This window comes from Brevibacterium sp. NPDC056726, assembly GCF_042790515.1.
Taxonomy (GTDB): domain Bacteria; phylum Actinomycetota; class Actinomycetes; order Actinomycetales; family Brevibacteriaceae; genus Brevibacterium; species Brevibacterium sanguinis.
The window spans coordinates 320,189-333,982 of record NZ_JBHTYZ010000006.1 but is presented as its reverse complement, the minus strand read 5'-3'; the positions used below and the strand labels follow the sequence as shown (position 1 = coordinate 333,982).

The following is a 13,794-nucleotide window of genomic DNA, read 5'->3' as shown; positions in this document are numbered from 1 at the left end:
GTCAGCGCAGTCATAGTGATTTGTCAGCGTTGCTGTGCGCACGAAGTGGTACTGTGCCGCGATTGCCACATTATCGAATAAGCGTTCTATTTATGCTCGGGCCGGACGGCAGGCGTGATGAGGTGCGGTGACTCGGTGGACTTGAAAAACCTAAATCTAAATGTAATATATGCAACAAGATGACAGCAGTGGGCTACCTGAGTAAAGGAGCACTTTAGTGGAAAGGGTATTTAATGGACTCTGTAATTGAGGACGTTTTTAAAGATCGTGTCTTAGATTTAAGAAAGAATCCAAATACGCGATTTATTGACCAGAAGTCAACCCCCGATCTTCTCTCCTTAACATCAGCACTGATTGTCGAACTGTTTGATGAAGGTGATGAATTTTCGCATCCGGAATTTCAGCGTCGCCCGGAGGTAGAACGAGCGCTGGCCGTCGAGTTGAAAAAACCCCCGGCATCTGTGACTCCGGGCGAAAACAACAAGCTCTTTATGCACTCACTGAAATTGCTTAGCCATGCCGGAATTCTTGAGGAGACCAAGCGAAATAGCACAAACTATTATAGGGTGTCGAATATTAATGCGTTGCGAAAGCTGGCTAACGATGAGCGCCAATCTCTAAATTTCATCATAAAATACGTTACCGAAGTTTTTAAACAGACAAATGCGCTGTGGATGTTCGAGGAGTTTCGTGATTCCAGGCAAGATGCAGATGCCTACGCCACACTCAAGAGTAGATTTATATCTTTCGCGCGGAACCATATGGGGGCTGGTCTAAAGGGGGCGGATACCGATACAGAAGCACGGAGGATTCTTCCCAAGATCTTGAATCCGCTGGCAATCGAATGGAATATGAATGGGTCGATTGCGGGTAAAGTGTCAAAAGCAAATATCTCGGTAATGGATCTTCGTTATTCTCGAGTGAACGCGCGTGATCGGAAACTCTTGAGGTCAGCCGAAACTAGTCGTCAACAAAAAAAGGCCGAACGATATAGCAGTCTTGCCGAGCGAAGAAGTAGCAGGGTCACCGATGCCAAAAAACTGGTACGCGCGAGGCACCAGGACCGGTCTGAAATTTCTGGTCTCATGCCGGCCACACAGGTTCATCACATATTCCCGGCAAGCCAGTTCCCGTTGTTGGCAAGTGTTTTAGAGAATCTTATCCTTTTAACTCCGGATGAGCATAATGTTAAAGCGCATCCCCTCAATAATACTGGGAAGGTAGACGTTACTTATCAGCGACAGCTTTTGTTTGCAAAGTTGGATTCTATTGAAGAAAGTATTGTTAGGGGCGACAATTTTTATTCGATTGAGCGATTCGCGAAAGTCGTCGAAATGGGATACGGATTGGCTGACGGTTCCTTGGAGGCAAGTGCAGTACTTATACGTAGAGCAATTGAGGACAACGCGTAGGGTCGATAATTGAGTTCCGGCGATATCTTCGTTCTTTCTTCGACCCGACTTCTACATTTAGATGTTGAATCTGGGATTGCAGTCGCGTTTACGCTGGTCAGGGAGGTGTGCGTGCAGTTTGTGGGGAACTAACGTGCTGCCTACTTTAGGGGTATGTCGCCTCGCCTGGGGAAATTCGCCATTGGATCCGGGGCCAATGCTGTCCAGTTCGTGCGGAAGATCCGCGGGAAGTCACCGTCCTCGAACGAACACTTCGGTTCCCCCTGTACCCCGGTAGAGCTGTCGGCACTGGTGGCCCCGGTGAAGAGAAACTTGCCGACTATGGGGCCGCCGAAGAACTCGAGCCTGAACTGGGACTACCCAGCGACGAGACGACACCGCTACAAGCCAGAACCGTCGTCGGACCTCGAGCCGCGGTGCTCATCGACGCGAACACCGAGTCCTGGACACGACTTGGCGTCAGTGAGGCTATTTACGACCAGGGTTTTTTCACCTCGTCCTGACTCGTCTGGTCGAACCGACATCGAAGGCCGATAGCTTTCGGGTCGTTGCCGAGCTGGGAATCGACGCACCGCATCACAACACGTTCCTCAACTGCTTGACTCGAGCCAACGATCGCGACTACCGGGCGAAAATCGCTGCCAAGTGCTTCGAGTACAGCGTCGCCGCGTCCGGTATCAGCCTGCTCCCTTATGACGTCACGACTCTGTATTTTGAGGCAAAGAAAGAAGACGACCTGCGGAAAGTCGGGTACTCGAAAGAACGCCGTGTCGACCCGCAGACCGTCGTCGGCTCGCTAGTTGACCGCACCGTATTCCCCCTGGAGATCGGCTGCTACGAAGAATCCAAGGCCGAGACTCACAGGATTTCCCGGTGGTTAAGGCATTCCAAGACCGCCACGGTAATCGCTGTTGATGCTGGGATGCTCTCGGCCCAGAATCTGAAAGAATTCGATGCCGCCGCGTTGCGGTTCATCGTCGGGTCTGGGCAGACGAAAGCACCGCATGATCTGGCCACCTACTTCTGGTGGAGCGGCGAGTATGGCGAGCCCGGGCAGATCATCGACACGATTACCCCGAAAGGGGTGAAGCGGCTGGATCCGGAGCGGGTGAAGAAACAGAGCGAACCGATCTAGACGGCGGAGGCATTTCCCGATGCGTGGCGAGTGGTGTGGTAGTACCGACGCAAACGGGCGACGCGGGATTCCCAGACGCTGAACGTGCAGCGCAATTGGGCGTTGGCGATCATCGAAGGTGGAAAACTGGCGAAAAAAGCGAGGTTCGTCAAGGTCACCGACGAGGGCAAAGAATTCGACGAGAGCGCGTGCACACGTGCGATGATGCTGTCCGTTTACAAGGGGTACGTGACGAACATCCCGCCAGTATCATTCCGGGATCCGAGGTGATCGGCCGCTATCACGACCTGTGGCGTGTGGAGCAGTCATTTCGAATGTCGAAGACAGATCTGCGAGCCAGGCGGAGCTTCCACCGCCCGAGAGAGGCGATCGAAGCTCATTTGACGATGGTGTACACGGCGTTGACAGTCGCGCGATTCATGCAGGACGCGACGGGGGTGTCGTTGAAGAATATGATTTACCGCGTTGCGTCCGCTGTGGGAGTTCACGGGGCGTGTGGGTGGTCAGGACATCACGTTTAATCCCGAGGTCGCTGGGTCGTGAGAGATCGCGGCTGCGTTGATGCCTGGTCGGTTCTCGGAACACTAAAATTGTAGAGCTCAGGTTTGACCTGGTGGTCGCGTTCGCCATTCCTCTGTCTACTCGAATGGCCATCGCGTCGGCGAAAGACCCGGAGCTCCCGGAGCGCAACGCTGGCTACCTCGAGGCCTCGTTGCAGCCTGGTCTGAAGTTCACGTAACTGCATGATATAGCTGCTCAATTTGCTTAGTGGATCAGGACCAGAGCGGACATCGGCACGATGGGTGCCCGTCCAGTGGAGAAGCTTCCCGAAGAGCCTGCCGCGATGACGCATCTGCCACCGCAGATCGCGACAACAGGCTGCGGGCCCGAGTTCGCTTGTCCTGGGACCACCGTGTGCTCGTGACTTCCAACGACGGCTCCGGGGACTCTGACCATAGCGGACGATTGGTCGCCGTTACCGCGACCCCGGCGAGAAAAACTGTGGTCTGCGTAGAATTACTGATCGCCGATCACGAGCGGTGATTGCATTACCAGCAAGTCAGCATCGACCAGACACAAGTTCAGGTCGCGAAGCGTCTACGCGCTCACTACTCGGCCCGCCTGCTCAGACCGGTGCCTGAGCCGCGAGGCACCTAGAAGCCCACCCGGGCCTTGAGTGCATATGACAGAGTCTTCGCACCGAAGCCGTGCCCGTTCTCCCTATGTTCGGCTGGGATCGAAGTCGGTCCCCCGTGTGTGAAGAACGAAGGCCCCGAAGCAAAATTCGTGACACTCCGTACAAAATCTCCTTCACAGAGGCTTCATGTCCATGGCTTGCGATACATTGGGACCGATGACTACCTACCCCGCTTATGTTTCTCTGTTCAGTAGCGCTGGACTCGGCTGCTTTGGATTCAAAGAAGCCGGTTTTCAGTGCGTAGCAACCGCTGAGCTGTTGCCGCGACGCCTTGAAATACAGCGTTCAAACGAGGTCTGCGATGATCCGGAGGGATACATCCTGGGAGACCTTGGCGACACCCACACGCAACGACGAGTGTTGGACAAAGTTGAGGATTGGAAGAAAGCAAAACGAAGCGAAATAGCCGCAGTCATAGCGACGCCGCCATGTCAAGGTATGTCGGTAGCGAACCATAAAAAGAAGAACGAACTGCCAAGAAACTCACTGGTGGTAGAATCGTTAAAATTGATAAATAGTATCGAGCCACTTTTCTTCGTTATAGAAAACGTCCGAGCTTTCCTCAAGACTCCATGTTTGGATGTGGATGGCACTGTAAAGCCGATCGGTAATGCAATATCGGAAAATCTTGGCGGAAAGTATAATATTGAATCTCAGACCGTTAACTTAAAAGATTATGGTTCACCATCGAGCCGCACGCGATCTCTTACCATTGGAATCCGAAGAGACATACATGACGTAACACCGAGCGACGTATTTCCAGAGAAGACAACACCTCCAACGCTTCGTCAACTAATTTATGATCTCCCTCGCTTAAATAGGATGGGGCAAATATCGGATGACGATATTTATCACGGGTACCGCAGCTTCGATTCACGAATGCGCCCTTGGATCACTGAACTAAAAGAAGGCCAAAACGCTTTCGAAAATACTGACGAACTCAAACGACCACATAGATATGTGGACGGGCGCGTGATTCCAAATAAATCTTCGAATGGTGACAAGTACCGAAGAAACGTATGGGATAAAGTTGCACCATGCGTTCACACGAGAAACGATATCCTGGCAAGTCAATCGACTATTCATCCGGAAGATGACCGGGTATTCAGCATTAGAGAACTTTCGCTGATGATGGGAGTTCCAGATACTTTCAAATGGACGCCCTATTCATTGGCGATGCTTAATGAACTGCCGATAGAAGCTAAAAGACAACATTTGCGGGAGAATGAACTAAACATACGTCAGTGTCTTGGAGAGGGAGTTCCCACTCCTGTCTTCCAAGCAATGGCAGAGCGCATCTACTCATTGATTGGATACGCTAGCGTTAAGGGGCGGCCGAACAAGAGTAGGCGCACGCGGCTTGGATTACGCATAGCTGATTTTATATCAACCGCCGAGAGTTTGAACTCAGACAAGAAAATGTTAGCTGGATTCTATACGAGACAGGATACTGTATTCAGCCTGATTCGTTCGTTAGAAAAACCTGGCCGGGTGAAGCAAGTACGTATTCTCGAGCCGTCGGTTGGTGCAGGCGCGTTCTTGCCTGAACTTATAAAGCACTTTAAATTGTACAAGGTCCAGTTGGATCTTGTGGACATTAACCCGCTAGCATTAGAGCAGGCTAAAGAACTAGTTTCAACACTAGACGTGCCCGACTCGTTCCAAATAAATTATATTAACTCTGATTTTCTTTCAGAGTTTGACGGCTCGGACTACGACTACGTCGTAGGAAATCCTCCGTTCGGGGCGCAGCCTCTCGGGCCAGGTGCTGGTAGATCGTCGCTTGGACTTCGAGATCGGTACGCGCGTTTTCTGCATAAAGCGATGCAGATCGGAGACCGCGTCGCGTTTGTTGTACCAAAGACGCTACTGAATGGTCCGGAGTTCTTTCAGCTGCGTAATGCAATATCGTCAGAATGGCACATTCGGGAGATTCAGGACTATGGCGAATCAGCATTTCTGGATATCAATATTGAAACGATCGGTATCTCAATTTCCCCTAAGTCTCGTGACGGGCTAGATTTAGATACTGTTATTACCTCAATCCCAATGAGGACTCGAGAAGTGAAAAAGCAGAGCTATATCACTGATTCACGGTATCCGTCATGGCTGATATTTAGAAATGATTTCTTTGACTCGGTCGCTAGCCAGCTAAATTTCGGCGAATTTAAATCATACAGGGACCGTAGGCTGACTAAAAGTAGATTGTCTGAAGACGGTGATGTCCCGATCGTGAGAGCTCGCAATATTCGACCTGGCTCCGTGACGTTCGATGAAGACGGTCCATTGTATTGTTCTCTGCGGGACGTCCCACCCGGCTTCGTGGGAATTTCTCATCGCTCTAACTTGATTGTAGCGCCGAATCTTTCATATTACCCACGTGCTGCCAAGCTGCCAGCTGGCGCGTATGTCGATGGCTCCGCTGCCGTGCTTATCCCCATTGATGACGGTGCAAACCCCGATGTCGAATATTACTCTTCACCTGATTTTTTCTACTTTTATAGAATTGCGAGAAACTTTTCGACACGTTCATTAAATATAGATTCAGTCTCAGTGCATTATTGGGGAATCCCTCGGCCTGGATACCGGCGAGTTTTGGAATATTCGAATTTCACTCCAAGCTCGAAAGATATTTTTAAGATTCCCGATGTTGCGTTATTGTCAAATTCGTCGCGACATTCTGTTGAGCGTAATGATGCAAGCGGCCTTTCGCCTGCGGCTGGCTAATGCGTGGTGCGGCGACCTTTACTGGTGCGTAGTTTACCGGTGCTCCATGTTGGCCTCCCACGCGAACGTCGCCACCCAGTGCGACGACATGTACTCATCGGACACGGCAGCCTCAAGCCCCGGTGCCATGAGCGCATCGACACGGGTCAGCATGCCTTTGGCCAAGGAGTCGAGGTCGGCCCTGTCGTGGCGTTGGGCGATCTGCTCGAGCTGTGGGGCGAGGCGCATGATCGATGCCGCGACCGACAACCCCAAGCCATAGAGGTGGCTCTGCTGGCCGTCGGTGGGGTCGAGCACCTCGACCGGTGAGAGCGCAGGCGACTCGGGAGACAGCTCCGAGAGGAACGCCGGGAGCCACACGGCGAGCTCATCCTCGGTGAGGATCCCCGACATCAGGTCGGCCTCGCACAGTCCTGCCGAGAGGAAGTCCTGACCGCTGCGCTCCTGACGGAAGTTCCATGCCTCGTCCTCGGCATAGAAGCGTCGCGCCGCACCCGCGATGACATCGACGACGTCCCGGCGTCCCTGTGCGCGAGCGCCGAGGAGGATCCGACGCAGACCGAACGCAGTGTTGGAATGCACCCCGTGCCGAACAGGCTCCGGAACCTTCGGCAGCCACGCGACCACGAGATCGAACACCGTGTCCGCGAGAATTTGCGCGCCCTCAGTCAAGTCCCCCAGCTGCGGATCCGAGCTGGTCCGCAGCGCCTCGACGAGTTCGACCGCCCACGCCCATCCGTACGGCCGTTCCCACCCCGGATGGTCACGCAGGAATGCGGCCTCCGCAGTGAGCTTCACGGCACTGAGGTGCAGCTGCAGCAGCTCGATCGCCTCGTCGCGCCACGGTGCGTCCTGCGCCGCCTCGGTGTCGAGGAGCTTGACGAGCAGATAGTGCATGTGAACGCTCGAGTGCCAGTCGAACGAGTTCGCAAACGTCGGGTGCTTCTCACTCGCTGGCACGATGTCGGCGAGGCTGTTCGCCACGTGATGCGCCGCGTAGGGGTAGTCCTGCGTGATGTTCGTCAGCGCGACCTGCGCGAACGGGTGAACGAAATCGGCGGGTGCAGTCATGCGTGAGTCCTCTTCGGCTGGGGTAATCCAACAGTAGTCGAGTGAAGTCGGATGATCCGACCAGACCGGCAAGCGTCGTTGACGTGAAACAGCCCCTCCGCCGAGGCGGTCGGACGTAAGCTGGTCCCCAACGGTTCGACCGCCCATCGAGAGGACGCTGCCATGACCAGTTCGACCGCAGGGAGCCCTGCAGTCCAGGCCGCGTCCCATTTCGAGGTTCGGGCATGACCGCGAGCAGGGGCGGCGTCGATACGGAGGCCCACAAGGCCGCCGGCGGCAGCTGGCTCACCGTCATCATCGCCTTCGCGGCGAACCTCGCCGTCGCGATCGCGAAGACGATCGCCGCCGGCATGACCGGGTCGGCAGCCCTCGTCGCCGAGGCGGCCCACTCCTGGGCCGATGCCGGCAACGAAGTGTTCCTCCTCATCGCCGAACGCAAATCCTCCCGCCCCGCCGACGCCAAGCATCCCCTCGGCTTCGGGCGCGAGGCCTACGTGTGGTCGATGTTCGCGGCGTTCGGCATCTTCACGGTCGGCTCCGCCGTCTCGATCTGGCACGGGTTCCAGTCGCTGTTCTCCCACGAATCCAATGACAGCAACTACCTCGTCGGGTACATCGTGCTCGCGATCTCGTTCGTCCTCGAAGGATTCTCCTTCCTGCAGTCGGTGCGCCAGGCCAGAGGCAGGGCGGCGGAGCTGCGGCAGCCGGTCCTGCGCTATGTGCTCAAGGGCTCGAACCCGACGCTGCGGGCGGTCTTCGCCGAGGATGCTGCGGCCCTCATCGGACTCGTCATCGCGTTCCTCGCCATGTTCCTTCACCAGATCACCGGCATCGCCGCGTTCGACGCGATCGGTTCGATCCTCGTCGGCATCCTCCTCGGCATCGTCGCGATCGTCCTCATCGACCGCAACCGCCGCTACCTCGTCGGCGAGAACGTCACCCCGCGCATCCGCGACATGATCCTCCGCGCCCTCCTCGAGGACAAGGACATCGTCGAGGTCACCTACCTCCACGTCGAATTCGTCGGCTCGGGCAAGGTCTACGTCGTCGCCGCCGTCGACCTCGTCGGCGATGCGAAGGAGAGCCAGCTCGCGGTGCGCCTGCGCACCGTCGAACGTCACCTTGAGGAGAATCCCATGGTCCAGGAGGTCGTCCTCACTCCGTCGGCTCCCGGGGAGAAGCCGCTCGTGCCGCTGACGGTTGACTGAGCACATCTCCCAGAACGGCTGGAATTGCCAAATAGCATGTAGCTATATTTGATTCATGGGACGGTTTGACTCCGACGATGCACGCGATCTCGTCCGGACCGCTCGGCTCGATGCTGGGTTGACGCAGACCGAGCTCGCCGAGCGCGCCGGTATGCGTCAGCCGACGATTGCCCAGATCGAATCGGGCAGTCGGAAGATCTCTTCGGAGATGCTGGAACGGATCCTGCAGGCAGCCGACTTTCGACCGGCGCTCGCCCTCGAACGAGTCGTCAGTCAGGTGCGGGACATCGCATCGGAGCTCGGTCTGCGCAATGTCAGGGTGTTCGGGTCGGTGGCACGCAACGAAGACGGCTATGACAGCGATATCGACCTCGTCGTCTCCGCCGACGATGGGGTGGACCTGTTCGATCTGGCGTATTTCGGTGAGCGGGTCCGCCAGATCACCGGCTTCCCCGTCGATGTCGTCGTCGACAACGGGCCGGTGCCACCGGGCTGGGACGTGCTGCGTGAGGCGGTTCCGGTATGACCGGCTCCGACTCGTCCAGGGACGATTACTCGGCCGGGCGGCGCCGCAGTCGACGGAACAGCCCGAACTTCGACCGCGAGAACATTCGGGAGGAGCTGGCTCGAATTCTCCAACGCGCACAGGCCGTCGCCTCGACCCCGCGCGATGACTTCGTCGCTGGCGCGCCGTCCTACGATGTCGCGAGTATGGTGATCATTCGTCTGGCCTCGTTGACTGAACGTGCAGAATTCGCTCCGTGGCTTGACGAGTTGACCCCGATGGAGGTGACCGCGATCAGGGCGACCCGGAACATTGCCGCCCACGCCGGGTATACGGCAGTGAACAACGAGGTCTTCTGGAACGCTGTGACAGTTCGTGTTCCGGAGATCATCGGCCGTCTGCTCAAGCACTGAAGTTCGAACGATGCCTCCAGCTGACCCTCACCCGTCGAAGAGATCCCGGATGTCGTCTGCGGTGATCTCCCGGCTGAACGCCTGACCGTGGCTGCTCGACGGCCCGCCTAGCAACGCCGCCGGCCCACCCGACGCCCCCGACCCCGACGCCGGCCCGGGCGCCACCTCGTCGCCCTCACTCATCAGCGAGTCGAAGAGCTCCGCCTTCTTCCGCTGGAGCCCGAGCACCTTCTCCTCGATCGTGCCCTCGGTGACATAGCGGTAGACGATGACGTGCTTCGTCTGTCCGATCCGATGCGCACGGTCGATCGCCTGATTCTCCGCTGCCGGATTCCACCACGGATCCATGAGGAAGACGTAGTCCGCCTCGGTGAGGGTGAGACCGAACCCGCCGGCCTTGAGACTGATGAGGAACACCGGCGCCGCCCCCGCCCGGAACGATTCGACGACCTCGGCGCGATTGCGGGTCGACCCGTCGAGCATGACGGAGGGGACACCGCGACGATCGAGCTCCTCGGCGACATGATCGAGGAACGACGTGAACTGACTGAACACGATCGACCGATGCCCTTCGGCAATGACCTCGTCGAGGTGGTCGAGGAGCGCCGTGAGTTTGCTCGAGGGCACTGCGGCGTGCTCGGCATCGACGATGCGCGGATCGAGCGCGAGCATCCGCAGCAGGGTCAGTGACCGGAAGACGATGAACCGCTGCCGGTCGTAGTCGGATTCGATGAAGCCGAGGATCTTCTTCCGCTCCTTCTGCAGGATCCGATCGTAGAGCTTCCGGTGCGCGGCCGAGAGCTCGACGGTGATGACCTGCTCCTGCTTCTCCGGCAGATCGGCGGCGACGAGGTCCTTCGTCCGGCGCATCATGAACGGCCGGATCCGTCGCTGCAGACGCTGCATCCGTCCCGGATTCTCCCCGCCTTCGATCGGCCGCACGTACTCCTCCTCGAACCGGTGCGGCGAGGGGAAGAGACCGGGTGCGGTGATCGCGAGCAGCGACCAGACGTCGCGCAGCGAATTCTCCAAGGGCGTGCCCGTGAGCGCGAGGCGGAACGGCGCCCGCACCGCCTTCGCCGCCTGGTGGACCTGCGAGGACGCGTTCTTGACGAACTGCGCCTCATCGAGGACGAGGCCCGCCCACTCCAGGCCGGCGATCTCGTCCTCATCGAGGCGGAGGATCGCGTACGAGACGACGATGACATCGGCACCGGCGGCCACCTCGGCGACGGACGTGCCCCGCTTCTTCGTCGACTCCCGGACGACGCGCACATCGAGGTCAGGGGTGCGCATCCCGGCCTCCTGAGCCCAGACCGGGACCACCGAGGTGGGGGCGACGACGAGGAACGGCGGCTCGGTGCCGGTGGCCTCGCGGCGCGCATGGGCGATGAGCGCGAGCGTCTGCAGGGTCTTGCCGAGCCCCATGTCGTCGGCGAGGATCCCGCCGAGGCGGCACCGGTGCAGCAGCGCGAGCCAGCGGAACCCCTGCACCTGGTACGGCCGGAGGGTGACCCCGTTCAGGTGCGGCACCGGTGTGGCGGGAAGCCGGTCGAGTTCGGTCAGGGCCTGCGCGGACTCCCGCCAGGTCACGGCGGGTTCGGCCTCGTCGGCGAGGTCCTCGAACTCCGACCACAGACCGACGTGGAGGCGACTGATCTTCGGGGCGCCCGGTTCCCATTCGGGGATGAGCTCCGCCTCGGCGAGGAGGGCCTTGATCCGGTCGAAGACGGGCCGGTCGAGGGTGAGGAAGGTGTCGTCGACGACCTTGATCTTCTTCGCCCCCTTGGCGAGCGCGGTGAAGAGCGTGGCGAAGGGGATCGGCTTGCCGCCCACGGTGATCTGGAAGCCGAGGTCGAACCAGTCGTTCTTCTCCGACTCGACCGAGGTGATCTTCACGTTCGGATCGCCGCCGAGCTCACGGTACGGCTGCCGCCTGCCGCGGGTGATGACCGTGACGTGGTCGATCTCCTCGAGGCCGGGGAGGATGTTCGCGACGAAATCCGCGGTGTCGGCGTCGTCGAGGTCGACGTCGGTCGGGGTGGTGGGGAACTCGGCCCCAGGGTCGGTCAGCGCGAATCGGGCGAGGTGGGTGCTCACCTCGGCAAGGACCGCGGCTTCGTGCTCGTGGTCCCGACGCTCCTCGCCGAGGCGGTTGTCGCCGTGGCGGTTGTCGCCGCGGCGGTCGACCGGCCGGACCGGGAGCCTGCGACGCGGCCCCGAGTACTCCCAGTACCAGCGCACGCTCAGTCGGTCCGCGGTCCCGAAGGTGAGGAAGAGAACGAGACGGGGGTCCCTGAAGTGCGGAAACGTCACGGAATCATCGGAGCTCACGACCTGCGCGGAGGTGCGCAGCAGCGGGTAGTACTCCGCGAAGAACTCCTCGGCCTCGGCGGCGGGAATCGTGATCGGGCCGGGGGAGGAGAAGACCGGCAGCGCCGAGGCGGTCGTCGGCGCCGCCGCAGGCGCGAGGGTGACGGTGAAGCCGGTGCGGGTGTCGACGCCGAAGAATCCGTGCGTCCAGATCGGCTTGGCCAACCCCGTGGCGAATTCGCGCTCATCGATCGTCACCTGCGGTTGGACGCGGAGACGACCGGGCACCCGGGCGACGTCGATGAGGGCGCCCGCACTCCGCCCGATGCGGACGTCCATGCCCTGGTTGACGCCGACGAACGCGATCCCGAGCTCGGCCCCGTGGGTGAAGATGTCCCAGATCAGCGGGGTGTGGAAATCGCCGAGGTGGTACGGCGCACCGTCGGGCGTGAAGTCGGTCTTGTCGCGGGTGCGCAGGCCCGCGAGCTGGGAGAACCACTCCTGGTGGCGCGGGTCGACCCCGAACTGCGTCGTCATCCGGTCGATCGTGCGCCACGTCAGCGACTTCTTCACCCAGTTCCCGGACTCGCTGAGGACGAGCGGACGGATCGCCAGCGTCGGGTTCGCTCGCGGACTCACGGCATTCCTCGTCAGCAGCACCGAGCGCTGCGGTTCGTACCACGTGCGGGGCACGACCTCGATGAGCTCGAATCCCAGAGCCACGGGCGTGTGGTCCTGCGGCGTCACCTCGGCGAAGGAGGCGAACGTCGTGCGCCAATCGGTGTGGACGCTCTCAGACCGCCGAGGCTGCGGCGAGGTCGGACGATCGGTAGGCACGAGCCCATCCTCTCACCCCGGCCTGACACGGGGCAGGCTCTACGGCAGCAGGCCCGTCTCCTGCGCCTCGATGACCGCAGCGTACCGGGTGCGGGCATTGAGCTTCGCCATGAGCGCCTTCATATACGCCTTGACGGTGAGCACGGTGAGACCGAGCGCCTCGGCGACCTCCCGGTTCGTCATGCCCGTCGCCACGAGCGCGAGGACATCGGTCTCCCGCTCGGTCAGCGACACCGGCACCGTCGGCTCACGCTTCTCCGGCAGCGCGAGACCCTCGGCGATCTCGCGCAGCTCCCGGCGCAGGCGACCGTCGGTGACCGCGGCACTGAGTGCCCGCAGCTCCCCATGAACGGCGCGGATCCGGGTGAGCAGAGCGCGGGCCGCCTCGGCGTCGCTTTCGAGCCGCTGCGCACGGGCGACGATGAGCGCGTGCTCGAGTTCGCGGGCTTCGTCGGTCAGGGTCGAGAGGATGCGGTCGGCGATGACGGCGTCGCTGCGGAACGCGGCATAGAGAACGACGGTGGTCTCACGGTCGACGACGACCGGGGCCGCAGCGATCGCCCGCAGACGCTCAGCCCGGATCACCCCGTCGTAGTGGTGGGAGATCGCCTCCGAGGCGACATAGTCGGCCACGGCCAGGGGCCGCCGCAGGGCGACCGTGCGACCGCCGAGCCCCGCATCGTAGGACAGCGTGACACCCGGAAGCGCACCGACGGTGGGGCCGAAGAAATGGGAGAGGAGCAGACCTCGGGAGTCGTCGACCACCCCACCGAAGGCGAGGTCGACACCGGTGCCGGTGCGCACGCGATCGAGCGACCGTCGAATGCGCTCGTCGTGCTCCGTGCCCATCGCCGCCCCGTCCTCGCCTCATCGCCTCGGCAGCAGCCACTGCCCACTTCGGAGGGTAGTCAACGATGCGCGCCTTGCCTAGTCTCGCTTCAAACGTCTCGCTTCACCGGCGCACGGGACCACGGT

Annotated in this window: 11 protein-coding genes; 8 read left to right on the top strand and 3 right to left on the bottom strand. The window is 59.7% G+C overall.

Going from position 1 to position 13,794, the window contains the following annotated elements:
* Positions 1–233: 233 nt before the first annotated feature.
* The 5 genes from ACFQ91_RS14550 to ACFQ91_RS14530 all read left to right on the top strand — a co-directional run bounded on the left by ACFQ91_RS14550 (position 234) and on the right by ACFQ91_RS14530 (position 6,472).
* Entirely contained in the window at positions 234–1,412 is a 1,179-nt protein-coding gene (locus tag ACFQ91_RS14550; RefSeq protein ID WP_198500278.1) for a hypothetical protein, read from the top strand.
* 598 nt (positions 1,413–2,010) lie between these two features.
* Positions 2,011–2,547, top strand: coding sequence for a hypothetical protein (locus ACFQ91_RS14545; RefSeq protein WP_198500279.1), 537 nt, complete (start codon positions 2,011–2,013; stop codon positions 2,545–2,547).
* A 102-nt stretch (positions 2,548–2,649) separates the two neighbouring features.
* Positions 2,650–2,817, top strand: a complete 168-nt coding sequence (locus ACFQ91_RS14540; RefSeq protein ID WP_198500280.1) for a hypothetical protein — start codon at positions 2,650–2,652, stop codon at positions 2,815–2,817.
* 498 nt (positions 2,818–3,315) lie between these two features.
* Positions 3,316–3,591 (top strand): hypothetical protein, encoded by a 276-nt coding sequence (locus ACFQ91_RS14535; protein ID WP_376870161.1) that lies wholly within the window; start codon positions 3,316–3,318, stop codon positions 3,589–3,591.
* Positions 3,592–3,901: 310 nt separating this feature from the next.
* A complete protein-coding gene (locus ACFQ91_RS14530; RefSeq protein ID WP_198500281.1) occupies positions 3,902–6,472 on the top strand; it encodes a DNA cytosine methyltransferase in 2,571 nt (856 codons plus the stop codon).
* Between the two features lie 33 nt (positions 6,473–6,505).
* On the opposite strand, the gene ACFQ91_RS14525 is transcribed toward ACFQ91_RS14530, so the two are convergent.
* Positions 6,506–7,543, bottom strand: coding sequence for a DUF2891 family protein (locus ACFQ91_RS14525; RefSeq protein ID WP_198500282.1), 1,038 nt, complete (start codon positions 7,541–7,543; stop codon positions 6,506–6,508).
* Between the two features lie 224 nt (positions 7,544–7,767).
* On the opposite strand from ACFQ91_RS14525, the gene ACFQ91_RS14520 reads away from it, so the two are divergent.
* The 3 genes from ACFQ91_RS14520 to ACFQ91_RS14510 are packed head-to-tail and all read left to right on the top strand — an operon-like array spanning position 7,768 to position 9,669.
* Positions 7,768–8,751 carry a cation diffusion facilitator family transporter gene (locus ACFQ91_RS14520; protein ID WP_198500283.1) on the top strand — a complete coding sequence of 328 codons (984 nt, stop codon included), beginning with the start codon at positions 7,768–7,770 and terminating at the stop codon, positions 8,749–8,751.
* 55 nt (positions 8,752–8,806) lie between these two features.
* Positions 8,807–9,277, top strand: coding sequence for a helix-turn-helix domain-containing protein (locus tag ACFQ91_RS14515; protein ID WP_198500284.1), 471 nt, complete (start codon positions 8,807–8,809; stop codon positions 9,275–9,277).
* Positions 9,274–9,669 carry an antitoxin gene (locus ACFQ91_RS14510; RefSeq protein ID WP_198500285.1) on the top strand — a complete coding sequence of 132 codons (396 nt, stop codon included), beginning with the start codon at positions 9,274–9,276 and terminating at the stop codon, positions 9,667–9,669. Before ACFQ91_RS14515 ends, ACFQ91_RS14510 begins: the two co-directional genes overlap by 4 nt.
* Before the next feature lie 27 nt (positions 9,670–9,696).
* On the opposite strand, the gene ACFQ91_RS14505 is transcribed toward ACFQ91_RS14510, so the two are convergent.
* Complete coding sequence (locus ACFQ91_RS14505; RefSeq protein ID WP_198500286.1) at positions 9,697–12,819, bottom strand: DEAD/DEAH box helicase; 3,123 nt, start codon at positions 12,817–12,819, stop codon at positions 9,697–9,699.
* Positions 12,820–12,858: 39 nt separating this feature from the next.
* Positions 12,859–13,668 carry a LuxR C-terminal-related transcriptional regulator gene (locus ACFQ91_RS14500; RefSeq protein WP_198500287.1) on the bottom strand — a complete coding sequence of 270 codons (810 nt, stop codon included), beginning with the start codon at positions 13,666–13,668 and terminating at the stop codon, positions 12,859–12,861.
* Positions 13,669–13,794: the final 126 nt, after the last annotated feature.